The 25,731-nt window shown below is 40.8% G+C and carries 22 protein-coding genes; all 22 read right to left on the reverse strand.

The window, feature by feature from the left end:
* Positions 1-4 precede the first annotated feature (4 nt).
* A complete protein-coding gene (gene hrcA, locus G541_RS0100345) occupies positions 5-1,039 on the reverse strand; it encodes a heat-inducible transcriptional repressor HrcA (RefSeq protein WP_009554655.1) in 1,035 nt (344 codons plus the stop codon).
* Positions 1,040-1,218: 179 nt separating this feature from the next.
* Positions 1,219-5,538: a PolC-type DNA polymerase III gene (locus G541_RS0100350; RefSeq protein ID WP_027826106.1), complete on the reverse strand. Its 4,320-nt coding sequence runs from the start codon at positions 5,536-5,538 to the stop codon at positions 1,219-1,221.
* Positions 5,539-5,624: 86 nt separating this feature from the next.
* Positions 5,625-7,331 carry a proline--tRNA ligase gene (locus tag G541_RS0100355; RefSeq protein WP_009554659.1) on the reverse strand — a complete coding sequence of 569 codons (1,707 nt, stop codon included), beginning with the start codon at positions 7,329-7,331 and terminating at the stop codon, positions 5,625-5,627.
* A 38-nt stretch (positions 7,332-7,369) separates the two neighbouring features.
* Positions 7,370-8,647, reverse strand: coding sequence for an RIP metalloprotease RseP (gene rseP / locus G541_RS0100360; RefSeq protein WP_027826107.1), 1,278 nt, complete (start codon positions 8,645-8,647; stop codon positions 7,370-7,372).
* 24 nt (positions 8,648-8,671) lie between these two features.
* Positions 8,672-9,445 (reverse strand): phosphatidate cytidylyltransferase, encoded by a 774-nt coding sequence (locus G541_RS0100365; RefSeq protein ID WP_027826108.1) that lies wholly within the window; start codon positions 9,443-9,445, stop codon positions 8,672-8,674.
* Entirely contained in the window at positions 9,446-10,201 is a 756-nt protein-coding gene (locus tag G541_RS0100370) for an isoprenyl transferase (RefSeq protein WP_027826109.1), read from the reverse strand.
* Between the two features lie 94 nt (positions 10,202-10,295).
* The gene (gene frr, locus G541_RS0100375; protein ID WP_027826110.1) at positions 10,296-10,859 is read right to left on the reverse strand and encodes a ribosome recycling factor; all 564 of its coding nucleotides are present in this window, start codon (positions 10,857-10,859) and stop codon (positions 10,296-10,298) included.
* A 2-nt stretch (positions 10,860-10,861) separates the two neighbouring features.
* Positions 10,862-11,590, reverse strand: coding sequence for a UMP kinase (gene pyrH, locus G541_RS0100380; protein WP_009554674.1), 729 nt, complete (start codon positions 11,588-11,590; stop codon positions 10,862-10,864).
* 135 nt (positions 11,591-11,725) lie between these two features.
* Positions 11,726-12,472: a DUF2785 domain-containing protein gene (locus G541_RS09900; RefSeq protein WP_051174511.1), complete on the reverse strand. Its 747-nt coding sequence runs from the start codon at positions 12,470-12,472 to the stop codon at positions 11,726-11,728.
* 192 nt (positions 12,473-12,664) lie between these two features.
* Positions 12,665-13,024 (reverse strand): 50S ribosomal protein L19, encoded by a 360-nt coding sequence (gene rplS, locus G541_RS0100390; protein ID WP_009554678.1) that lies wholly within the window; start codon positions 13,022-13,024, stop codon positions 12,665-12,667.
* Positions 13,025-13,143: 119 nt separating this feature from the next.
* Positions 13,144-13,890, reverse strand: coding sequence for a tRNA (guanosine(37)-N1)-methyltransferase TrmD (trmD, locus tag G541_RS0100395; RefSeq protein WP_009554680.1), 747 nt, complete (start codon positions 13,888-13,890; stop codon positions 13,144-13,146).
* On the reverse strand, positions 13,890-14,408 hold the full coding sequence (gene rimM / locus G541_RS0100400; protein ID WP_027826111.1) for a ribosome maturation factor RimM: 519 nt from the start codon (positions 14,406-14,408) through the stop codon (positions 13,890-13,892). Before rimM ends, trmD begins: the two co-directional genes overlap by 1 nt.
* Positions 14,409-14,480: 72 nt before the next feature.
* A complete protein-coding gene (locus G541_RS0100405) occupies positions 14,481-14,729 on the reverse strand; it encodes a KH domain-containing protein (RefSeq protein WP_009554683.1) in 249 nt (82 codons plus the stop codon).
* 11 nt (positions 14,730-14,740) lie between these two features.
* On the reverse strand, positions 14,741-15,016 hold the full coding sequence (gene rpsP / locus G541_RS0100410) for a 30S ribosomal protein S16 (protein WP_009554686.1): 276 nt from the start codon (positions 15,014-15,016) through the stop codon (positions 14,741-14,743).
* Positions 15,017-15,109: 93 nt separating this feature from the next.
* Entirely contained in the window at positions 15,110-16,549 is a 1,440-nt protein-coding gene (gene ffh, locus G541_RS0100415) for a signal recognition particle protein (RefSeq protein WP_027826112.1), read from the reverse strand.
* A gap of 15 nt (positions 16,550-16,564) precedes the next feature.
* Positions 16,565-16,903 carry a putative DNA-binding protein gene (locus G541_RS10330; protein ID WP_009554692.1) on the reverse strand — a complete coding sequence of 113 codons (339 nt, stop codon included), beginning with the start codon at positions 16,901-16,903 and terminating at the stop codon, positions 16,565-16,567.
* A 9-nt stretch (positions 16,904-16,912) separates the two neighbouring features.
* The gene (gene ftsY / locus G541_RS0100425; protein WP_027826113.1) at positions 16,913-17,941 is read right to left on the reverse strand and encodes a signal recognition particle-docking protein FtsY; all 1,029 of its coding nucleotides are present in this window, start codon (positions 17,939-17,941) and stop codon (positions 16,913-16,915) included.
* Between the two features lie 48 nt (positions 17,942-17,989).
* Positions 17,990-21,544, reverse strand: a complete 3,555-nt coding sequence (gene smc / locus G541_RS0100430; RefSeq protein ID WP_027826114.1) for a chromosome segregation protein SMC — start codon at positions 21,542-21,544, stop codon at positions 17,990-17,992.
* 25 nt (positions 21,545-21,569) lie between these two features.
* Complete coding sequence (rnc, locus tag G541_RS0100435) at positions 21,570-22,262, reverse strand: ribonuclease III (protein ID WP_009554699.1); 693 nt, start codon at positions 22,260-22,262, stop codon at positions 21,570-21,572.
* 69 nt (positions 22,263-22,331) lie between these two features.
* On the reverse strand, positions 22,332-22,574 hold the full coding sequence (gene acpP / locus G541_RS0100440; RefSeq protein ID WP_009554701.1) for an acyl carrier protein: 243 nt from the start codon (positions 22,572-22,574) through the stop codon (positions 22,332-22,334).
* A 61-nt stretch (positions 22,575-22,635) separates the two neighbouring features.
* On the reverse strand, positions 22,636-23,649 hold the full coding sequence (gene plsX, locus G541_RS0100445; RefSeq protein ID WP_027826115.1) for a phosphate acyltransferase PlsX: 1,014 nt from the start codon (positions 23,647-23,649) through the stop codon (positions 22,636-22,638).
* A gap of 20 nt (positions 23,650-23,669) precedes the next feature.
* On the reverse strand, positions 23,670-25,718 hold the full coding sequence (gene recG / locus G541_RS0100450) for an ATP-dependent DNA helicase RecG (protein ID WP_027826116.1): 2,049 nt from the start codon (positions 25,716-25,718) through the stop codon (positions 23,670-23,672).
* Positions 25,719-25,731: the final 13 nt, after the last annotated feature.

The following is a 25,731-nucleotide window of genomic DNA, read 5'->3' on the forward strand; positions in this document are numbered from 1 at the left end:
TTTTCTAACTATCAAGATTACGATAATAATCGATCAAGCGTTGGGTCAATTCCTGTCTGAACACTCCTAATAAACCAATCAACTTCGAGTATGGCATATTAGTTGGTCCCAATAACGCAATGATCCCTTGCCCATGATTTTCAATATTGTAATGAGCAGAAATTAAACTATAATTCCCTGGTTGGTTCTGTAGCTCGTTGCCAAACTTGACAGTAATATCATTCGGTCCAACATCACCTAACAAAGCACTGATATCTTGCGAATGATCAACTAGTGAATATAATGCTTTGACCTGATCAACATTATCACTATCAATAAAGTTCAATAAGTTCATCTTGCCACCAACATAAAATTGACTTTGGAGCGACTTATCCAAAGCCCGACCAAATACATCAAGAAAGCCTTCTGGTTGCCGCAGATACTTGGTCAGCAAAACGATACTCTCTTGTAAGCGGTCAGCAATTTGACTAAGTGGATAGCCAACTACCTGGTCATTAATAATTCTTATCACTGGTTCCAAAACCTCCCCAGTGATACCTTCAGGTAAGGAGAAAATCTGACTTTCCACCGAACCATCACTCGTGACCAAAATCACCATTACCTGTTGCTCACCAAAAGGAACCATCCGAAAGCCCTCCAAACGGACTTCCTTTGAGTCAGGCTTCAATGAGATAGCAGTATAATTAGTAATCTCAGATAAAACACGAGCCGAAGTAGCAACAATCTCGTCCACCTTTTGAAATTCACTTCCAAACGATGCTCTAATCCCTTGAATATCCTCTTTGTTAATCTTTTCTGGCTTAACCAGGTGATCAACATAGAAGCGATACCCTTTTAAAGATGGATAACGACCAGAACTAGAATGTTCTTTGATTAAGTATCCTAATTTTTCTAAAGTCGCCATCTCATTACGAATAGTCGCTGAACTTACATGAACTGGTAATTGATTCTGCAACGTCTTTGAGCCAATAGGCTGACCTGCACTTGTGTAATCTCGAATTATTGCTTCCAAAATTAACAACTGCCGTTTCGTTAACATCATCATCACCTCTTTTTAGCACTTAAATAGATCAAGTGCTAAATTACATTATCAAATATACCTTCATTTAGCAGTGTTGTCAAGCGAGTGCTAAGAAATATTCAAACATTCTTCCTAATTAAATTTTCAAAAAAAACGGTCTGTGTCTAAAAAACACAAACCGTCTTATAAATTCTTATTTAGAACAAGCTTAACTGATTAGCGTCAGGTAAATCTGCTAAAACATTATTAGCATCCATAAAGTCAATCAAAGTTTGCGAAACTTTGCCCCGCTGTGCAAGATCTTCTTTGGATAAGAATGGTTTTTCTTCCCGAGCAGCAACAATTTGCTTAGCTACGTTTAAACCTAAGCCCGGAATAGCTGAAAATGGGGCAATTAAATTTTTACCGTCAATCAACCAATCTGCAGCATCTGACTTATCCAAATCAACCATCTTAAAACTAAACCCACGTTCAAGCATTTCATTAGCTAGTTCCAATACTGTTAGTAGGTTTTTCTCTTTAGCAGATGCATCGTTCCCTTTATCATTAATTTCCTTCATTGCTTCTTTAACTGCTTCTTTCCCGCGAGACATAGCCACCAGATCAAAATCGTCGGCCCGTACTGAGAAGTAGGCTGCATAATAAACAATTGGGAAATAAACTTTGAAATATGCAATCCGCAAGGCCATCATAATATACGCTGTCGCATGAGCCTTAGGGAACATGTACTTGATTTTCAAACAAGCATCAATATACCAATCAGGGACATTCTTCTTCATTTCTTCTTGCCAATCATCTGGAATCCCCCGTCCCTTCCGAACGTGTTCCATGATCTTAAAGGACAAATCATTTGGCATTCCATAATGAATCAAATCCATCATGATATCATCACGACAACCAATAACATTTTCAATCGTCACTGTTCCGTTTTTAATCAGATCTTGAGCGTTACCTAACCACACATCTGTCCCGTGTGACAAACCAGAGATCTTTAATAAGGAAGCAAAAGTATCTGGGTGCGTTTGATCTAACATTTCACGCACAAATCGTGTTCCGAATTCTGGCACACCGAGTGTTCCTGTCTTTGACTGAATCTGTTCAGGTGTTACCCCCAGAACATCTGTCCCAGAAAAGAGCTTCATCACTCCCGGATCATCCATTGGAATAGTTTTAGGATCAATTCCCGAAAGATCTTGCAACATTCTGATCATCGTCGGATCATCGTGGCCTAAAATATCTAATTTCAGGATATTATCGTGAATAGAATGGAAATCAAAGTGTGTTGTCTTCCAAGCTGCTGTCTGATCATCGGCTGGGTATTGGATAGGAGTAAAATCATAAATATCCATATAATCAGGTACAACCAGAATTCCGGCCGGGTGTTGCCCCGTAGTCCGTTTGACCCCAGTTGTTCCCTTGGCCAACCGATCAATCTCCGCATTACGTAAATGCAATCCTTTATCACGCTCATATGCTTTAACATAGCCATATGCGGTTTTATCTGCAATAGTACCGATTGTTCCTGCCCGAAAAACATTGTTTTCTCCGAACAAAACTTTAGTATAATTGTGGGCAATCGGCTGGTAATCCCCAGAGAAATTCAAATCGATATCAGGAACCTTATTTCCTTTGAATCCTAAGAAGGTTTCGAAAGGAATATCCTGCCCATCCTTAATCAAGTGGGCACCACACTTGGGACAATCTTTATCTGGCAAGTCATATCCAGAACCATATTCTCCTTTGACATAGAAATGGGACCACTTACACTCTGGGCACCGGTAATGTGGTGGCAAAGGGTTAACTTCTGTAATCCCTGTCATTGTAGCCACTAGACTTGAACCGACAGATCCCCGTGAACCAACCAGGTATCCATCCTTATTGGATTTAAACACTAACATTTGCGAAATCAGATAAATCACTGAGAACCCATTCCCAATGATCGACTTCAATTCTTTTTGCAGCCGTTGATCTACGATCTCCGGCAAGGGATCACCGTACCATTCATGGGCTGTATTCATTGTCAGATTGCGAATATTGTCTTCCGCTCCCTCCATTTTAGGCGTGTACAATTTATCCTTAACTGGAGAGATCTCATCTACCATATCGGCTACCTTGTTAGGATTATCGATCACTATTTCTTGAGCCGTTTCCCGACCTAAGAAGGCAAAGTCTGCCAGCATTTCATCAGTTGTTCGGAAATGAGCGTCAGGCAATTGTCGTAGCCGATTTAAAGGATTGGCTCCTCCCTGTGAGTTAATCAATACTTCCCGATAAATACTGTCTTCTTTGTTCATGAAATGAACATCACCCGTAGCAACTACTGGTTTTCCTAGTTCGTGCCCCAGTTCTACCATATTAGCAATGATTTCCTCAAGGTTATGCTCATCTCTCACTAATTCTTGTTCAATTAATGGCTGATACAAGGCTTTAGGCTGAACTTCCAAATAGTCATAGAAAGCAGCTTTTTCCTTTGCATCCTGATAACCCTTTTGCATCATCGCAGTAAATACTTCGCCTTCAGCGCATGCACTCCCGACCAAAAGCCCTTCCCGGTATTTCTGCAACAAGGAACGGGGAATGCGTGGCACACGATAAAAATAATTAACCATTGACTCAGAAGCCAATTTAAAGAGGTTTTTCAAACCAGCTTGTGTTTGCGCCAAAATTATGGCATGGCTAGGATGTTCATGCTTATAGGCATCATTTTCACCAATATGTTCATTAAACTGATCATGATACTGAATTTCAAACCTAGTTTCAGCATCTTTAAGCATCGCATAGTAAATGTACCCGGTAGCTTCAGCATCATAAATCGCGCGGTGATGATGTTCCAAAGTTACATTCAATTTCTTGGCTAAAGTATTTAATCTAAAGCCCCGCATTTCTGGATAAAGGAAACGGGCCAGTGGTAAAGTATCGATCCACGGTTCTGTAATAGGATCCATCCCATGCCGCTGATATCCGACGTTCATGAAATCCACGTCAAAAGTTGCATTATGTCCAACAATCACTGCGTCACGACAGAAGTCTTTAAACATCCGAAAGACTTCTTCTTCCGTTTTTGACCCTCTTACCATCTCATCGGTAATACTTGTCAAATTGATCGTCGTCTGTGATAGCGGATGGCCTGGATCAATAAATTCATCGAAACGGTCAATTACAGTTCCACCCTGCATCTTTACAGCAGCCAATTCAATCACTTTGTCATAGCGTGCAGATAAACCCGTCGTTTCTGTATCAAAGATTACATACGTTGTTTCTTTTAAGTTCCGATGCACCTCATTATATGCAATTGGAATCCCGTCATCTACTAGGTTGGCTTCAACCCCATACAGGATCTTAATATCTTTACCATTAGCAGCATTATGTGCTTCAGGAAATGCCTGCAGAGTACCATGATCGGTAATTGCAATTGCTTTATGCCCCCATTTGAGTGCTTGTTTGACATAAGCCCCAATGCTAGTAGTGGCATCCATCATACTCATATTGGAGTGGAGGTGAAGCTCGACTCTCTTACCGGTCTGACTTGTATCCTGACGACTAGCATGTTCAACTTGTTGAATTCCTTTAGCGGTAATAGTCAAATCATGGCTATAATCATCTTCTTGCACACTTCCCCGAACTTTGACCCATTGTCCGGTTTCAATCGTAGCAAACAGTGCCTCGTCATCTTCACCCCGTGAAAACATTTTGACGATCATTGACGAGCTATAATCAGTGACTTTTATCAAGAGAAGTTGTCGCCCTGAACGAAACTTTCGAATTTCTTTGTCAAAGATGTATCCCTGAACAACTACCATCCGCTCTTCTTCCTGGATCGTAATCATTTGCCGAATCGGTTCCGTATCTTTTATCTGTGTCCCTAACTGGGTAGGTCCGGAAACACTATTTTGTGGCTTAGCTGCTTTTGGATGTTGCTGATTTTGTTTCTTAATAGCTTCCATCGCTCGGCGCGCCAACTCTTGGTCGTTTTTTGCTTTTTCTGAGCGTAACTGTTGGATCTTCTCTTGCGATTTAGTCTGGTCAACTAAGGTCTTAATAGAAAAGCGCGGAAAGCCCACTCGCTGATATGCTTCTTCAATTGGACCTAAAGCTTGATTCACAAGAAAATTCTTGATCACATCATTTTCAACAGTTATAAATACCCGCTTTTCTTCTAGGTATGGAGCTTGACTTCGACCAATTTCAGCCAATAATGGGGAATTGAGTCCCGTATTGGCAATGACCCATGGCCAATAATCTCCTAAATCAGGTGTAGTTACCTGCGCACTACGAGTTTGAATGAACAAGCGCACCGGTGCAATATGTGCGAATGCCTTGCTAATACTTTGTTCAAAGCGTAAAAAAGTCGCGTATGGAAGAATATCATCAAGAGTGATATGAAAATCCCAACGTTGCGACTGCGTATGCACATCCACTTCATCAATCGTCGCATCCGCAAATACTCCCCGTTCATCCTGTGACCATGCAATCTGATCTAACAAATTATGAAACAGTGTCTTTTTATCTTCTGCCACAGTCTATCTCCTTTCACTATCATTTTGAGCGTTTAAAAATCCTCTACCACGTATCGTTATACATGATAGAGGACCCTTGTACCAGATTATTGCTTATCTTTTAATAAAATTGCTAATGAGTTGAGTAATTCATCAGTCTTGACTTCTAATGTTTCACCCGTCTTACGCAACTTAATCTCAACGATTCCTTCACTGGCTTTCTTACCAACAGTGATACGCACAGGCAAACCAATCAAGTCAGCATCAGCAAACTTAACTCCTGCCCGTTCCTTACGGTCATCTTCCAATACTCGGTAACCTTGTGCTTCCAAGTCAGCAGTGATTTGTTCCGCTAATTCTCTCTGTTCAGCTTTCTTAACGTTGACTGGAATCACATGAATATCATATGGTGCAATTGATCGTGGCCATGTGATCCCGTTTTCATCACTGTATTGCTCAACAATTGCAGATAGGAGCCGTGAAACCCCAATCCCATATGATCCCATCTTAACTGGCAACTGACGGCCGTTTTCATCCAATACCAATGCCTTCATTGAGTCAGAGTACCTGGTCCCCAGTTCAAAAATGTGTCCAATTTCAATTCCACGAGTGAATTGCAGTTTACCTTCACCATCAGGAGATAATTCTCCCTCTTGAACTGTCCGCAAATCAGCAAATTCATCAACTGTGAAGTCACGGTCAAGGTTGGCATTCAAGTAATGGAATCCATTTTCGTTAGCACCAACGGCAATATTAACCATTTTTTCAATGTCCAAGTCCGCCAAGGTCTTAACTCCTGACACACCTACTGGGCCTAAGGAACCAAAGTCAGCTCCTAAATAAGTAACTGCTTCTTCATCAGTTGCAGGCCGTAAATTATTTGCGTGCAGGGTATTCTTTAATTTGACTTCATTTACCTGATCATTACCCCGCATCAAAACCAGTACCGGTTCGTCATCAGCTACAAACAATAACGTCTTGATCATGTTTCCCGTATCTAGGTCTAAGAACTGAGCCACTTCATCAATAGTCTTAGCTCCTGGTGTTGGCACCTTCTTTAGCTCACTTGGTTGCTCGTGTGATTGCTGTAATGTCCGCAAGTTCTTAGCCATTTCAATATTAGCAGCATAATCACTCTGGTCAGAATAAACAATAATATCTTCACCAATATCAGCAATTGCTTGGAATTCTTTGGAATGGCTACCACCCATAGCGCCGGCATCACCAATGATTCCCCGATAATCTAGACCACACCGGTCAAATATTGTTTGATAAGCTTTATCCATTTGCATGAAGATTTGATCTAAACTCTCATCATCTGTACTAAATGAATAAGCATCTTGCATCAGAAATTCACGTCCTCGCAAAAGACCGTTCCGAGGCCGCTTTTCATCCCGATATTTCATCTGAATTTGATAGAGAACTAATGGCAACTTCTTATAAGATTTAATTGTATCCCGAATTAACGTTGTGAATGTTTCTTCGTGAGTTGGTCCCAAAATAAAGTCCCGGTCATGGCGGTCTTTAAACTTATATAATTCAGGCCCGTATGTATCATATCGTCCTGATTCTTGCCAAAGTTCCGCTGGAATCACATCTGGCATTAGCATTTCAATGGCATCAATCTTTTCCATTTCTTCACGGATAATCTTTTCAATATTCTGTAAAACTTTATACCCTAATGGCAGATATGCATATACACCTGCAGAAACTTGTTTAATATAGCCGGCACGCAACATCAACTGATGGCTGATAGTTTCTGCGTCACTTGGCACCTCTTTCAACGTTGGTATCAGTACTTTGGATTGCTTCATTATCTGAACAAATCCCCTTTCAAATTATCAATTATTTTTTAATGCAGGAAAAACCGTTGGAAATCATTCCATGTAACTAAAATCATCAATAGCAACAAGAACCCAAAACCAATCATAGTGATTAGGCCTTCTTTTTCCGGATCAAGTGGTTTTCCCCGGACACCTTCAATAATATTCAACAATATCTTACCACCATCTAGTGCTGGAATGGGCAAAAGATTGACTACTCCTAAATTAACTGACAAAACAGCCAACAAACCAACTACACTCAACACCCCATATTGGGCTGCTTCCGAAGTATAGGAATACATTGCGACTGGTCCCCCAAAGTCGTTTAGACTTACTCCATGGGTGAACATCCGCCCCAATGCACTAAAGATTGTTGCAACCATCGTAGCAGTTTCCTTAAAACCATAACCTATAATTGCTCCCGGTGACCGATCATATTCCAGTTTAGCAGTGATTCCAATGACCCCTGTTTTGCGTCCGTTTTCTATTTTAACTTGCGGGGTCATGGCGATTTCATGTGTATCATGCTTGCGCTGAACAGTGATTGTAATTTTTTTACCAGGATGGTTGCCAATAGCTGTGGCCACTTGGTCCCAAGTTGCTGTCCTATCACCATTAATTCTTATAATTTGATCATTGGCCTTAATCCCTGCATCGGCAGCAACCGAATGAGGCATCACCTTAGCGACTTGATTGGTGCTACTAGCTACGCCTCCTTGAAGGACCGCGATTAAAAAGAAAGCAATAATCGCAAGTAAGAAGTTATTAAACGCACCGGCTGCATTGGTGATTATCCGCTTCATGACGCTTGCGGATTGAAACTGCACATCTAATGGTGCAATCTGTAACTCGGTTCCATCAGCTTCAATAATCGTAGCGTCATGATCAACTGATAACCGGCGCAAATCATTTTCTTCACTATCAGCGTACCCTTCAAGCCATAATTCTTTTTCTAAATCCCAAGCAGTCACTTCAAGTGGCATCCCAGTCATCAAGTGGTGCTTCTTTGAAGCATCAATTCGCACAACGTGGTTATTATCGTCCAGTGCCACTACAATCGGCATTCCTTTTTGAAGGTAATCCTGATCATCTTCCAGTCCCGCTAAACGCACATATCCCCCTAGGGGCAAAATCCGAATGGTAAATGTCGTTGAACCACGGCGAAAAGCAAATAACTTCGGTCCCACTCCGATGGAGAATTCACGTACCAAAATACCAGCTCGCCGCGCAAAGAAATAATGCCCAAATTCATGGACAAAGACCAGAACGCCAAAAATAATGATAAATGCAATAACTGTTTTAACCAAACTCTGGCCCCTTTCATTTACATACTAAATTACATTTAGCAAAAACATAATCGGTAAAATAAACATGATCGAGTCAAAACGATCTAAAATCCCCCCGTGGCCAGGAAGAATCTTTCCTGAATCTTTAACTCCATAATGGCGTTTCAAAGCAGATTCTACTAGATCGCCTAACTGTCCACCAACTGAGAAAATCAATGTCAACAACAACATTATTGAATATGAGTACCGTTGTGGGAAGAAATACAAGTAAACAGCTAACACAAGCACTGCTAGTACTGTTCCACCAATTGAACCTTCCCACGTTTTATTGGGGCTAACATGTGGGGCTAATTTATGTTTACCAATTTTTCTTCCAATTAAATAAGCACCTGAATCGGTTAACCAAACAATCAAAAAGGCGTACAAAATTGTCAAAAGACCTACATCACGCGCCATAATCATATAATGGAAACCCATTCCGACATATAAGGAACCTAAAATCAATACCCCCGCATCATCAAAACTGAAACGATTCTTAGAGGTAACGGTTAACAATAGCATGCATAAAGAACAGATCGATAATACAGCGGTACGATCAATATGTCCCAACATTGGTACAGGCTCTATCAGTGTAAAGGTCATTAAGAAAGCCAAAATCGCTTCTGGCGAAACCAATAACTTCTTTTTCATAACTAAAATTTCTGAAATTCCAATCAACCCTAAAAGAGTTGCTAAAATTGCAAATGGCATCCCGCCTACATACAGTAATGGAATAAAAATAATTAATGCAATTACTGCAGTAATAACTCTTTGTTTCATTTATTCGCTCTCCTTTTCTTGCACACCACCAAAGCGGCGATCACGTTGCTGGTATTTAATTATAGCGTATTTAAGATCTTCAGCAGAATAGTCTGGCCATAAAACATCAGTGAATACCATCTCACTGTATGCTAATTGCCAGAGCAAAAAGTTAGAAATTCGTTCTTCACCACTCGTACGAATCAAAAGATCAGGATCAGCATATTGGCCCAAACTTCCGGTCATCAATGCCTGACTGACCACTTGTTCGTCAATATCAGCAACATCCATAGTCTTGGCAGCAACTTTTTGGGCAATATTTTGAACAGCTGAAACAATTTCTGCCCTTCCCCCATAATTAAGAGCAAAATTAAGTACCATTCCTGTATTATTTGATGTTTTAGCAATCGCATCCTTAACAGCTTGTTGTGTTTTTACAGGTAATTGATCAATATACCCCATAACATTCACACGCACATTTTGAGCGATTAATTCAGGTACAAATTTATTAAAGAAGGTCACGGGCAAACTCATCAAATAGTTGACTTCCTTTGATGGTCTTTTCCAGTTTTCAGTTGAAAATGCATAAAGAGTTAAAACTTTTACACCTAAGTCGTTTGCTGCCCGCGTAATCTTACGTACAGTTTCCATCCCTTCTTTATGACCAGCAATTCGTGGCAGAAATCTTTTTTTGGCCCATCTACCGTTGCCATCCATAATAATAGCCACATGAGCTGGCACCCGGTCCATAATAATTTCTTGATTATTGTCTACCATTATATCTATCCTTGCAATTTCATAAAATAAAAAAAGGCAAAACAGCAGTCAAGCTACCTGGGATTGCCTTTTTATGTCCTCTTTGCTTACTAAATTAGCCTTCCAGAATTTCTTTTTCCTTTTCGGCACGGATGGCATCGATATTCTTAATTGATTGATCAGTAACCTTTTGTGCTACATCTTCTAAATCGTGCAAATCATCCTCAGTTAATTCACCGTCTTTTTCACTCTTCTTCAAAGCATCCATGATATCACGCCGGATATTCCGAATTGCAACCTTAGCTTCTTCGGCCTTGGCTTTAACTTCCTTAGCAATTTCTTTCCGCCGTTCTTCTGTTAATTGTGGAATAACTAGACGAATAACATCACCATCATTCGCTGGGGAAATACCTAAGTTAGCAGCTAACAAAGCATGTTCCACATCTTTCAATGATGACTTGTCGTATGGGTTAACCAATAGCACCCGTGCTTCAGGAACCGTGATCTGTGCCATCTGATTTAATGGAGTTGGAGCTCCATAATAGTTAACCATTACTTGATTTAACAGACTGGTATTAGCCCGTCCAGCACGGATTTTACCTAATTCACGCCGTAAAGCGTCTTCGGTCTTGGCCATGCGTTCTTGGTTTTCTTTAATCATTGGATCATTTACTTGCATAATTATTTTCCTTCCACTGTTGTTCCGATATTCTTACCTTCAACTACTTCTTTAATGTTGCCATGTTGATTCATATTAAAGACAACCAACGGAATATCATTATCCATTGATAATGATGAAGCAGTTGTGTCCATCACTGACAGACCCTTATTAATAATATCCATATGGGTTAATTTATCAAATTTAACCGCTGAAGCATCTTTCTTTGGATCAGCTGAATAAATTCCATCCACACCATTTTTAGCCATCAAAATTACATCAGCATTAATTTCTGAAGCCCGTAATGCTGCTGTGGTATCAGTTGAGAAATATGGTGACCCAGTTCCAGCCGCAAAAATGACAATCCGACCCTTTTCTAAGTGGCGCATTGCCTTTCTTCTAATATATGGTTCAGCGATTTGGCGCATTTCAATCGCTGTCTGTACCCGTGTTGGAGCTCCAATTGCTTCAAGACTATCTTGGAGGGCTAAAGCGTTCATAACTGTCCCTAACATCCCAATGTAGTCAGCTTGGGCTCTTTCCATACCGATCTTAGCACCAGTGACACCCCGCCACATGTTGCCACCGCCAACAACGATTGCAATCTGAACACCTAAATCATGAACTTCTTTAATTTCTTCAGCAACTTTTTTGATTTCTAGGGGGTTAATTCCCTTTTCATTTTCTCCTGCCAATGCTTCCCCACTTAGTTTAAGCAGGACACGTTTGTATTTGATATTATCCGCTACCATAATCTTCCTCCTAAGTTGCTAAGATATTACAGTATCTTATTCTTAACCATTTGGTTTTATAGTACCATAAATTCCCCAGACCTTGGTAGACCAACAGCTAAAATAGCAAAAATTATTTTGCTGTCCAACTTTCAATTAACCCTGGTAACCCAAGTTTGTATAGTAATTCTGTACTTTCATGTCACAATATTCTTTCAAATCATGCACATCACTAATGAAGAATACTGCATTCAATGTTTCTATCCAAAAATCAAGGCAATAGTCTGGTTGAGGATCCCTTACTTGTTGATGTTTCTGCCAACAAACACGATCAATGCGGTCACAGTAATAAATAAAATCGTTCCCCGTAAGATTGGGCATTTTAAATGCTTGGTTGAGCACGCGCCCTAAGCGCTTCGCTTCATTATCAAATAATGGCTGTTTAATATGAAGAATTAGCTCCTCCAGATTGCCAAAAAATTCTGTAACCTGTAACTCATAATCTGGATGGCGCATGGCACTCACCAAAAGATCACTTGCATGAGCAAGAGCATGTCCCCAACCATTGGTCGAATCATAACCGCGAAAATCTTTTTCTGCAAAAATATATGTATTGGCCAGTTTGAAGAAATAAGCTACTTGTTCGTTATTTAAAAAACGTGTCCTTACATCGTCTTCCAAAATTATACTGATCAAAAGGGCTGTAAAACTGCGCAAATATACTTTGTCTGATTTTTCATTAATTGCTTGAAAAAGACAATTATTATCAATCAGATACTGAATGATTTGCTTTTTTTGTTTGTCTGTCAGAATATGCTCTTCAAAGCCACGGGCAAATAAAGCTGTGACTAACTCATCACGAACTGCCCCATCCTCATCCCCCAGATGTTTCAGCATCCACATCAGAGCAACTGATGTGAAACCAGCAATATTCTCTTGGAGCCTAAGTGTTTCTAATTCATTCTTAATTTCGCACCTCCTACTCTAAAACTGCTGAGTACGATATGTATTAGTTATGTATATTGCAGCATACTTTTAAATTTTAGAAAAATAAAAAAGCCTGTGCTTTAAAACACAGACTTTAATATGACATTATTACTTGTCACGACGCTTTTCAGCAATACGAGCAGCCTTACCATTACGTTCACGTAAGTAGTAGAGCTTAGCACGGCGTACACGACCATGGCGTACGACTTCAATCTTTTCAACACGTGGTGTGTGAACAGGGAAAGTACGTTCAACACCAACGCCACTACTCATCTTACGAACTGTATAAGTTTCACTTACACCTTCGCCCCGACGCTTGATAACAACGCCTTCGAAGATCTGAACACGTTCACGCTTACCTTCAACGATTAAAGCGTGAACCCGTACTGTATCACCAGGACGGAAATCTGGAATATCATCACGTAATTGTGATTGGGTAATCTTTTCGATTAATGGATTAACTGACATAAATCTATTTCTTCCTTTCTCCGACATTCTTGTCCAGTCGCAGCGGAATATCGTTTTTGTGGCAATAGCCAAATAATACTTTACAATAACTGCTCAGACTTGTAAAGCAAATCAAGCATTTAATTTTCATCTTTATTAGTCATAGTTGCAAATTCGCGCAGCCATTTACGATCCTGATCATCCAATGTGACATTTTTCAATAAATCTGGACGCCGTAAAAATGTCCGCCGCAATGATTCTTTTCGTCGCCATTCAGCAATCTTTTGGTGATTACCACTGGTCAATACTGCTGGTACTTTAAGACCCCGAAAATCAGCCGGACGAGTATACTGTGGATATTCTAATAAACCATTAGAAAAAGAATCTCCTGCAGCTGAAGCGGCGTTACCCAAAACGTTTGGCAATAAGCGCACCGTCGCATCTAAGACAACCATCGCTCCAAGCTCGCCCCCTGTTAACACGAAATCACCTAGGGAGATTTCATCTGTTACTCGTGTCCGGATGCGTTCATCATAACCTTCATAATGTCCGCAAATAAAGGTTAAATGATCTTCCTGGGATAGTTCTTCTGCTACTTCCTGTGTGAACTGTCTTCCCGCTGGATCTAATAGGATAACTCGTCCCAAACCACCTTTTTTGGCTTCAATCGCATCTAAGGCATCAAAAATTGGTTGAGCCTGTAGCAACATTCCAGCTCCACCACCGTATGGTTCATCATCAACATGGTGCTGTTTGTTAGTTGTGTAATCTCTAAAATCGGTCACTTCGACATCCAACAAGTCTTTTTCAATTGCTTTACCAATAATCGACTCCGTTAGTGGTCCTGAAAACATTTCTGGAAAAAGACTTAAAATATCTATCTGCATTAATCATCCAGTCCTTCCAATAAATCAACCGTAACCTTTTGCGCTACCAAATCAACCTCTTTCACAACATCATCAATAACTGGTAATAGTAGATCTTTTTGGCCTATACGTTGCACTACCCATACATCATTTGCTCCGTTAGTAGGGATAATTTCTTTGATTTTTCCTAATTCTTCGCCGGCAAGTGTTTCTACTACTAAACCAATGATTTGGTCATAGTAATATGTTCCTTCTTCCAGTTCTTGATGCTGTGTGCTGTCGACTTTAATTGCCGCACCCTTAAATTGTTCCACATCGTTAATATTTTCCATCCCCACAAAAGTTAGCAGTTCAAAATTTTTGTGCCTGCGGTGGCGGGCAATCTCAACTGCAACCGGGCTTGTTGCCCCCTGCGGAAATAAATACACTGTGTTCCCCGGTTGGAAACGTTCATCAGCAAAGTCCGATGTCACCATTACCCTAACTTCGCCTCTAATGCCGTGAGTATTTACAATAGTACCAACATTATAAAATTCCATCGAATTCTCCCTTCTTTTATTAAACTTACAAAAAAGGCTCTTGGCAAACATAAAGTTTACACAAGAGTCTTTTTAATCGTCCACAATATTTAAACGAATCTCTTTTGGTTCGTCCAAACGTACACTATAAATGATGGTCCGAATAGCCGAAGCCACCCGCCCATGCTTTCCAATCACCCGACCAATATCTTCCGGGGCGACAAATAAGTTTAATTTCAGATAAAACTCGTCCTGATCAATAGTAACCTTAACCTGCTCAGGTGCAGTGACTAACGGCTCTACAATGGTTTGTAGCAATTGCTTGACGTCTGCTTGAGTCATCTTAACTTACCTTATTTCTTAGAAAACTTAGCTTCGTGGAACTTCTTCATAACGCCTTGACGAGAAAGAATGTTACGAACTGTATCTGATGGTTGAGCACCGTTGTTCAACCAGCCCAAAATGCTTTCTTCTTCAAGAGTTACTGTTTCTGGTTCTGTTAATGGATTATAAGTACCTACAGATTCGATGAAACGGCCATCACGTGGTGAACGTGAATCAGCAACAACAATACGGTAAAATGGACGCTTCTTAGAACCCATACGCTTTAAACGAATCTTAACTGACATGTGTTTCCACCTCCTATTATTCTTCTCAACGATAAATAATATACCAGGAAATTTATTCGGTGTAAAGGATAAATTCTTGACAGGGTGATTTTTTTATCGCCGTCCCTTACGCCGTAGTTGTTTCATCCGCTTTTGCTTTAGCTTTTTTTGTTTTCTTACCATTCTATTCATTGACATCTTAGCTAAGCGGCCACCCATTCCGTTGCCAAACATCTGCTCCATGCCCCCAAAGTTACCCTTGGAAACTTTACTCATCATATCACGCATCTGTTTGAATTGCTTAATCATTCTGTTTACTTCTTGAATAGGACGTCCTGAACCAGCAGCAATCCGCCGCCGCCGACTTGGGTTCAACAAATCAGGATTTTCCCGTTCTGCTTTTGTCATGGAGTAAACAATTGCTTTTGTCCGCTCCATATCCTTAGGATCGATATTAGCATTCTTCAAGGCTGGATTATTAGCTAACCCCGGGATCATTTTAATAATATCTTGCAGAGATCCCATGTTTTGAATCTGATTCATTTGGTCTAAGAAATCGTTAAAGTCAAAGGTGTTTTCCCGCATCTTTTCTTCTAATTTCTTAGCTTTTTCGGCGTCATAATCACGCTGAGCTTTTTCAATCAAAGTCAGCATATCACCCATCCCGAGAATCCGTGAAGCCATCCGGTCAGGATAGAAGACGTCAAGATCATCCATCTTTTCGCCTTGTCCAATGAACTTAATTGGCTTACCAGTAACCGCGCGAATGGATAAAGCAGCCCCACCACGAGTGTCACCATCCAACTTGGTCAAAACAACCCCAGTGATATTCAACTGATCATTAAAGCCTTGTGCCACTTCCACAGCATTTTGCCCTGTCATAGCATCAACTGTGAGTAGAATTTCATCCGGTTGCGCTAGCTCTTCTATCTGAGCTAACTCTGCCATCAATTTCTCATCAATTTGCAGTCGACCGGCCGTATCAATAAAAACATAGTCATTTTTATTTGCAGTTGCTTGGGCTAAACCATGCCGAACAATTTCAACCGGTGATACATCCGTTCCCATTTCAAAAACTGGAATATCATTTTCTTTGCCCAAAATTTTTAATTGTTCAATTGCGGCTGGCCGGTACACATCGGCTGCAATCATCAGTGGCCGCGCTTTATTCTCACGTTTCAGTTTGGCAGCCAACTTGCTAGCAGTGGTCGTTTTACCTGCCCCTTGTAAACCCACCATCATAATAATAGTAGGAATCTTCTTAGAGTGATTAAGCGGGACAGCTTCATCCCCCATCACCTTGATCAACTCTTCGTTAACAATTTTAACGATTTGCTGTGCAGGCGTTAATGATTCCAACACTTCCGAACCAACTGCTCGTGTTCGAACTTGTTTTACAAAATCTTTAACAACTTTAAAGTTAACGTCGGCTTCAAGTAGCGCGAGGCGGATTTCCCGCATAACTTCTTTAACATCATTCTCGCTAATTTTTCCTTTCCGCCGTAATTTTGCGATTGCATTTTGTAGTCTTTCGGTCAAGCCTTCAAATGCCATATGGTCTTCACCAACCTATTCTTCTAGTTTTTCTAAATTTTGCACCAAAGTTTGTAATTCCTGGTCTGCAGGATAACGCGTCTGTACGTACTGATTGAGCTTATCGACGTTGGTACTAATCTTAATAAAATTACTATATAAATGAAGCTTAGCTTCATATTCTTCTAAGATTTTCTCTGTTCGCCGAATATTATCATACACAGCTTGGCGGGAAACAGCATAATTTTCCGCTATTTCTCCCAGTGAATAGTCATCACGATAGTAAAGCGCAACATAATCTGTTTGTTTTTTGGTCAATAACGGCTCATAAAATTCAAACAGCGCATTAATCCGATTTGTTTTCGCAATCTCCATAAGTTTCACCTATTCAGAATCACTATCATCATTTGCTTCTGTTTTACTGTCTACTACTAGACCTTTAAACAAGCCATAAACAAATTCTTCAGGATTAAAGTCACGCAGATCATCCATTTGTTCACCCAAGCCAACTAATTTAACTGGAATATGCAACTCATTTCGAATAGCCAGTACAATGCCGCCCCGAGCCGTACCATCTAACTTAGTCAACACAATTCCCGTCACATTGGTTACTTCTTTAAATTGTTTGGCCTGTGTCAATGCATTTTGACCAGTAGTAGCATCCAAAGCTAATAGAACTTCATGTGGGGCCTCAGGAATCTCCCGCGCGATAACCCGCGCCATTTTTTCTAATTCCTTCATTAAATTAACTTTGTTTTGTAGACGTCCAGCCGTATCTACAAGTAAAATGTCATAATCTTCTTGCTTAGCCTTTTGAACTGCATCATATACTACTGCTGCCGGATCACTATTAGGCCCCTTGCTGACAACTGGAACACCAACTCTTTCGCCCCATTTTTCAAGTTGCTGAATCGCACCTGCACGAAATGTGTCAGCTGCTGCTAGTAAAACTTTTTGTCCTTGTTCTTGATAACGATGTGCTAACTTACCGATCGTTGTCGTTTTGCCGACTCCATTAACCCCAACAAAGAAATAGACAGTTGGGCCAGCAGCTGCAGTCTGCAACCGCCGATCTTCATCTTTTCCTTCTTCTTCATAAATCTCTACTAACTTATTGATGATAACGTTAGAAACTTCTTCTTTAGATTTAGCATTTTCCAACTTAACTTCATCACGCAAAGCATCACTGATTTTTAGCGCAATATCATAGCCAACATCAGCTTCAATTAAAGTTTCCTCTAAATCATCGAAGAAATCTTCATCCACAGTTCGAAAATTAGCAAACAAGGCATTCAGTTTAGCCCCAAATCCCTGCCGACTCTTCTTCAAGCCATTCTCATAGTGAGTTTCTTCTTTACTAGGCGCTTGTTGTTCACCTGTGAAGGCTCGTTTAATTTTGTCAAATAAGCCCATCCTCAATTCACTCCCGCTTCGTTACATTTACTTATTATTTTAACAAACTTAATCTGCTTTTGGTATTAAACTCCCCAAAGCAAGCGAAACCACTTGGGATACACCTGATTCCTGCATCGTAACTCCATACAAAACATTAGCCTGCAGCATTGTTCCTTTACGGTGCGTGATCACAATAAATTGCGTATCTTTATCTAACTTCTGCAAATAACGCGAGTAGCGTTCAATATTTGCATCATCAAGAGCCGCTTCCGCTTCATCTAAGATTGTAAACGGTACTGGTTTTACCTGTAAGATGGCAAATAATAGTGTAATTGCAACCAGTGCCCGTTCACCACCCGATAATAAACTCAACTGGCGAAACTTTTTACCAGGTGGTTGTGCCATGATATCAATGCCAGTATGAAGCATATCCTCAGGATCAGTCAGGATCAGTTCTGCCCTACCACCACCAAAAATTTGTGGGAAAATGGCTGTAAACTTGGCCTGCACTGCTGCAAATGCATCCGCAAACCGCGTAGTCACTTCATCATCCATCTCGGCCATAGTGTTTTCTAACTGGGCTTTAGCCGCTAATAGGTCATCTTGCTGTTCCAGTAAAAATTGATACCGTTTATCGACTTCTTTAAACTCTTCAATTGCGTGAACATTAACAGTCCCTAGTTCAGCTAAGCCACGGTGAAGCATCCGCAATTGACGTTCAACTTCTTCCAGGTTATCCTCCTGGTTGTCGCGAGCTGCTTGCTCATAGCTAATGCTGAACTTTGCTTGTAGTTCTTGCAAGGCAGTATCTAGTTTTTCTTCCGTCCGCTGTTTTTGACTATCAATATCCTTACGGTTCAGTTTAGCTCCATTTAAGCGCTCACTAGCTTGTTGATAATCACGCTCATTTTCATCGCGCTTTTGACGCCAGTTTTGTCGTTGTGCTTGTAATTTCTTTAGTTTCTGCTGTAATTGCTGATAATTTTCCTCAGTTGCAATTTGTTTTTGTTTTAGCTCCTGGGCTTGTTGTGAGCTGACATTTTTCTGTGCTCGAATCTTCTTCAGCGCAGCTTGATCGCTTGCAACTACAGTTTGTAATCTTTCCTGCTGGTTAACAACTTCTTTTTGTTGAACTTTTAACGCTTGGATCCGTTCCGTTAGCGCAACAATTTTTTCATTTAATTGTTGCTTTTGGACTTGCGTTGCTTGTCTGCTTACTTGGTGCGCAGTAATTTGTTTCTCTAACCGCTTTTGAGCTTGTTCATTGACGACAAGTGCTTGCTCAACCTGACGCAACTTCTTTACGATTGTTCCTAATTGGGTGGCAATTTTCCTTTCTTTATCATCAGCTGTTGCATTACGTGCGCGAACCCGTGCTACTTCTTCTTGAATCTGGACAATTTTTGCCGCAAGGATTGCATACTGTCCTCGTTTTTCTTGTTCATCTTGCTGCAGCTCTTGTAGGTCTGTTTGGACTTTAGTTACCTGGGTGGCAACATCTTGGCACTGTTTTTGTGCCTCCGTTTTTTGCTGAACAATTACAGCTAATTTGGCTTGCATATCCTTGATTTGTTGGCTTAAAGCAGTGATTTCTTGACTCTGCCCTAAGACCCCATTGTTCTCCTTACGATATGCTCCCCCAGTGAAAGATCCACCAGTGCTAATGACATCGCCAGCTAGGGTGACTATTTTTCTACTATAATGTAACCTCTGTGCGATTGCTGTTGCTGCTTCCATCGTAGTTGCAATAATTGTTGTCCCTAACAGGCGTTGAATAATATTAGCATCTTGCTTAGGATAACCAACCAATTCACTAGCAATCCCTACTAAACCTGACATTTGAGCAATTTGCTGCTTTTGACTAATGGAGAGTTGATAGGGCTGTACTGTTGTTCGGGGAAGAAAAGTTGCTCGCCCTAACCGCTTAGACCGTAAATAGTTGATGCCTCTTTGAGCGGCTTGTTCATCGGTCACAATTATATTTTGAGCCTGACTCCCCAAAGCAGTTGAAATCGCAGTGAGGTATTGCTGTGATACCTCAATTGTTTCTGCCACAGAGCCAATAATTCCTGCTAACTGATTTTTGTTGCGTAATACTTCGCGAGCTCCTTGATAATACCCACTGTATTTAGCATTAATATTTACTAAGGTATCATAGTGAGTCTGTGCCCGCTGCAACACTTGATTTCCCTTTTGCCACTGGTCAGTAGTGTTTTGTACTCGTAACTTTTGCTTTTGATATACAGTCTCTAATTGTTCTAATTGCTCACGGCCGGCCGTAATCGCAGTTTCTAGCTCTTCTATTTTATGCGTGGCTAATTGAGCTTCATGTTGTAATGATTCAAGTTGTCCTATGACAGCTACCTGCTCATCACGATCCTTAGTATGTTGCTGCACACTATCAGTTTGCTCTTGGGTAAGATACTTTTTTTCACTTTGGAGTTGGGCTTGTTGTTGCAACAATTTTACTTGTTGAGCTTGTTGTTGCTTCAATTCTGCCACTACATTATCTTGTTCAGCCACTCCATTAGCTATTTCTTGCTTACTATTTTCAGCAGCTATCAATTGCTTTTGCCACTGGATAATCTGCTGGTCTAACTCTTGTGCATGTTCCTTAGTTTCAACCAAAGTTGCTCGATTAGCTGAAATTTGTTGGGCTAATTCATCTTGGCGCACAGCAGTATAGTGTGCTTGCTGATCAATAACTTGTGTTTGCCCCGCAAAATATTCCCTTTGAGTTGCATAGACCTGGACTTGATGTTGCACTTGATCAATCTGCTCATCAAGCTGCTCTTGTTTTTCCTTGGTTGTAGCTAGCAAATTACTTAATTTTTCTACTTGTCCCGCATATTTGATCACAGCCTGTTCACAGAGGGTTAGTTCGTGATCAATATTCTGACTACGCTGCATTCCCGCTTGTATTTGTAATACCAAATGACTCTTTTTGTAATAGTCAAATTTGCGTTTCTGCTCCAAATAGTCACGTGCAATACTTGCTTGTTCTTCTAGCGGATCACGGCGTCGACGTAACTCAATAACAATGTCATTTAACCGCTCTAAGTGAGCAGTAGTATCGACCAATTTATTTTCAGCTTGCTGTTTCTCTTTCTTGTACTTTAGGACACCTGCAACTTCTTCAATGTACATTCGCCGGTCAAGCGGCTTACTATTGAAAATTGCTTCTACTTTGCCTTGCGAAATAATAGAAAAAGATTCTTTTCCTAGACCAGTATCAATAAATAAATCACTGATATCACGCAACCTTACCCGGTTATGATTAATGAGATATTCGCTATCGCCATTCCGGTAAATACGCCTAGTAATAGCCACCTCATCAGTAGCAATTGCCAAAAAACGGTCACTATTATCCAGCACCAGCTCAACTTCTGCACGGTTCAATGGGGACCTTGTCTGCGAACCAGCAAAAATCACATCATTCATCTTGCCTCCCCGCAGGTTCTTGGCAGATTGTTCTCCTAACACCCATTGCAGGGCTTCAATGATATTACTCTTGCCACTCCCATTGGGGCCAACAATTCCAGTGATCCCTTCAAAAAAATCAATCTTGGTTTTGTCGGCAAATGATTTAAAGCCGCTTATGGTCAACGATTTTAATTTCATTGGCTACGCACAATTCCTCTCATCATTATCCTCTTAGCTCTTTTAGTGCCTGGAAGGCAGCTGCTTGTTCCGCAGCTTTCTTAGAATGTCCCTCACCTTTGCCAATCACTTTGCCATCGACACTAACTTCCATAGCATAGTGTTTGTCATTATCTGGACCAGTTTCACCGATTTCCTTATAAACAATAGTACGTTCCCCGGATTGCTGCAGAAATTCTTGTAGTTCAGTCTTATGATCCAAAAGTTGATCATACCATCCCATATCCAATTTAGGGAAAACTACCCGTTGAATAAACCGTACTACTTCATCTTTACCCTGATCCAGATACAATGCTCCTATAAACGCTTCAAAAATATCACATAATAAAGCTGGCCGTTGCCGTGCATTTGACTTTTCTTCACCTTTACCTAAACGAATATATTCATCAAAATGACATTCCACAGCAAATTTACTAAAACTTTCTTCCCGAACCATTGCTGCCCGCAAACGGGAGAGTTTTCCTTCTGGCATCAGTGGATACCGTTTGAATAAATACTCTGAAACGCACAGTTGCATAACCGCATCACCCAAAAATTCAATTCTTTCATAATATTTCAAGTGTTCACGTTTATGTTCGTTAGCATATGAAGCGTGGGTAAAGGCCTCATCTAACAAATCTGGATTGTGAAAATCAATTCCAAAATCATCATGCAACATCTGTGTTAATCCTATAATCACTGTCTAACCCCTCTTCACTATCAATTTACTTTCGTCAAAAAAAGCCGGCATCTCTGCCAGCCCTAATCATTAGTTTTGGTGCGCTAAAATATATTGAACCGCATCGCCAACTGTGGCAAGCTTTTCTGCATCCTCGTCAGAAATTTCCGCCCCAAACTCATCTTCTAACTCTAACACAAATTCAACTTTATCGATTGAATCCGCATCTAAATCAGTTTGAAAATTAAGCTCATTGGTAATTTTATCTGTGGCAATATTGAAGTGCTTTTCAATCAATGCCGCGATCTTCGTAAATACTTCTTGTTCAGTCATGTTTCTTTCCTCCACAACTTACAGTTAACATTCCCATTGTAACCGTATTTCATATAAAAGTCTAGCTATCTTCCCGGCTTTGCTGAGTAGCTAAATAAGCTGTAAATTTAGGAATCATCTGCCCTGCTACCATTGCCCGGATCTGCTTTACAGTATAATATACTGTTCGGGCATCACTAGCACCATGTGCTTTAACAACCGGTGCTTTGGCTCCCAAAAGGACTGCTCCACCGTAGGTTGATTGATCCATTCGTTGTTTTAATTTCATGAGACTAGGTTTAAGGAGCAAGGCACCCAACTTTCCTTTAACTCCGCTTGTCATAATGGCATCTTTAAGCATAGTCATAATTCCCTTGGCAGTTCCTTCCATGGACTTAAGGGCCGCATTTCCGGTAAAGCCGTCAGCAACAATTACATCACAGCTTCCATTAGCCATATCACGTGCTTCAACATTCCCTACAAAATTCAAACTTGGATCCGCACTGATCAACTGGTGTGCTGCTACCGTTAACTTGCTCCCCTTATGCGGTTCAGTCCCATTGTTAAGCAATCCAATCCGGGGGTTATCAATTCCCCGAACACTCTCAGCATAATATTTTCCAAGTAGAGCATATTGGTAGAGGTGCTCAGGTTTTCCGTCCGCATTAGCTCCACTATCTAAGAGATTAAAAACTCCTTCTTGTCCAGAAATGATCGGCAAAGTTGACAGTAAGCCTGGGCGAGCAACACCTCGAATTCGTCCAATAATAAACAATCCGACAGCCAATAAAGCTCCTGTATTGCCACATGAAAATAGCGCATCTGCTGCCCCATCTTTAACCGCTTGGGCTGCCCGCACCAATGAGGAATCTTTCTTCTTGCGAATAGCCTTAACTGGTTCATCGTTCATTGTAATTAACTCAGTAGTTGGAATAATCGTAAGCCGTTCTTTGTCTTTGATCAATTCAGTAAGCTGAGCCTGATTTCCAAAGAGTAAAAACTCAACATCCTTAAATTCGTCACGGGCCCGCTCAACCCCTGCTACAACACTTTGTGGCGCATAATCGCCACCCATTGCATCGACTGCAATCTTCATCATCAATCCTTCTTTCTTAACTAGGCTCGAGATCCATTATCAATCTGCTGGTGCAAGTATTCAATTAAGACTCGATTTTCGTTGTTAGTCGTATAATCATCAGCATTTATTATATCATGTGCGGCTTGTTGTGCTACTTGTAATATATTGAGATTAGTTACTGGATCACCAACTTTAAAACTTGGTAATCCTGACTGCTTTTTTCCTAACAGATCACCTTGTCCCCGCAATTCCAGGTCCTTTTGTGCAATGACAAAGCCATTGGTAGTTGCCACCATTGTTTCCATGCGTTTTTTACCAAAATCATTTTTAGGATCTGCTACCAACACACAATATGATTGTTGATCGCCTCGACCAACGCGCCCCCGTAACTGATGCAGTTGTGCTAAGCCAAATCGATCAGCATCTAAAATTACCATCACAGTTGCATTAGGAACATCCACCCCCACTTCGATCACTGTGGTCGAAGCCAGAATTGCTAGTTCACCTGCTTTAAAAGCTTGCATCACTTGATTCTTCTCGTCATTTGTCATGTTACCATGCAACAATCCTACTGAGTAACGTGGTTCAAAATGATCTTTGAGATTTTGATAAACTTCTTCGGCATTTTTGAGATCAATAACGGCGGATTTTTCAATTAATGGCGATATAACGTAAGCTTGAGCACCTTGGTCCAGTTGCTCTCGCAGCAATGACCGCACTTGTCCTACTTGTTTTTTGTTATACCATACAGTTTGGACCTGTTTTCGCCCGGCAGGCAACTCATCAATTACCGATAAGTCCATTTCTCCATATGTTGTAATTGCTAATGTCCGTGGGATTGGTGTAGCAGTCATTGTTAAGACATCTGGGTTACCCCCTTTCGCCAATAACGTTTGCCGCTGCTCTACCCCAAAACGGTGTTGCTCATCGATAATTACCAAGCCCAGCTGTGCAAAGTGCACCCGTTCTTGGATCAATGCCTGAGTTCCAATAATGATGTCCACATCTCCGTGTTCAATGTGGGTCAATAATTCGCGCCGTAGCCGGGGATTACGAACGGTGTTTCCAGTCACCAAAGCAACGTTAACTCCCATAGGACTCAACAATGTAGCCAGCTTATCAGCATGCTGCTCTGCTAAAATTTCCGTTGGCGCCATCAAGACACTTTGCCACCCTGCTGTTACCGCTGCATACATCGCAATTGTAGCCACAATGGTTTTTCCGGAACCAACATCTCCCTGAAGTAACCGATTCATATGTATTGGACGATGCATATCGGAACAGATTTCATTGACTACACGCTTTTGAGCTTTTGTTAGCTCAAAGGGGATTTGCTGGATAAATTCCCGCAGCTTTTTATTATCATAGTCTATTTTTACCCCTTGCTGCTCTTGGCGACGCAGTTTACGTAATTCTTGTAGTCCGGCTTGAAATAAGAAAAATTCCTCAAAAATAGCTGTTCGCCGTGCCTGAGTTGCTTCTTCCGCATTCACAGGAAAGTGCATTCCTTTAATCATTTGCTCGCGTGAAAGTAAACGGAATTTTCGGCGCAAAGACCCCGGAATAATATCACGAATGCTTCCGTGGTAATTTTCATAAGCTTGATGAACCAATTTTTTAATTGTCCCAGCCTTGATTTCTTTAGATGAATTATATACACCAGTGAAATCATTCCGCTGGCTTGTATCTTCAGCAATGATCTTGATCCCTGAGAGACTTTGCCGAGCAACATCATACGTGCCGTACAAAATCACTTCTTCTCCCCGTTGTAATTTTTTACTTAAATACGGTTGGTTGAAAAAAGTTACCCGTACTACATTATGATCAATCAATAAATTAAAATTGAGCCGGCTCTTGTAGCGACCAAATCTGATCACCGTTGGATCAGTCGCCACTATACCTTTCAAAGCCACTTTTTGATGATCCTGAACTGCCGTCAAATCCTTAACGCCAACATCCTCATAACGAAAAGGGAAATATGTTAGGAGATCATTAATCGTATTAATCCCTAATTTATTGAGCGCACTAGCTTTTCTTGGACCCACACCCTTAAGTTCTGTCACTGGTGTTGTTAAAATGTCTACCACTGTGCTACCTCCC

Source organism: Ligilactobacillus saerimneri DSM 16049 (assembly GCF_000423265.1).
Lineage (GTDB): Bacteria > Bacillota > Bacilli > Lactobacillales > Lactobacillaceae > Ligilactobacillus > Ligilactobacillus saerimneri.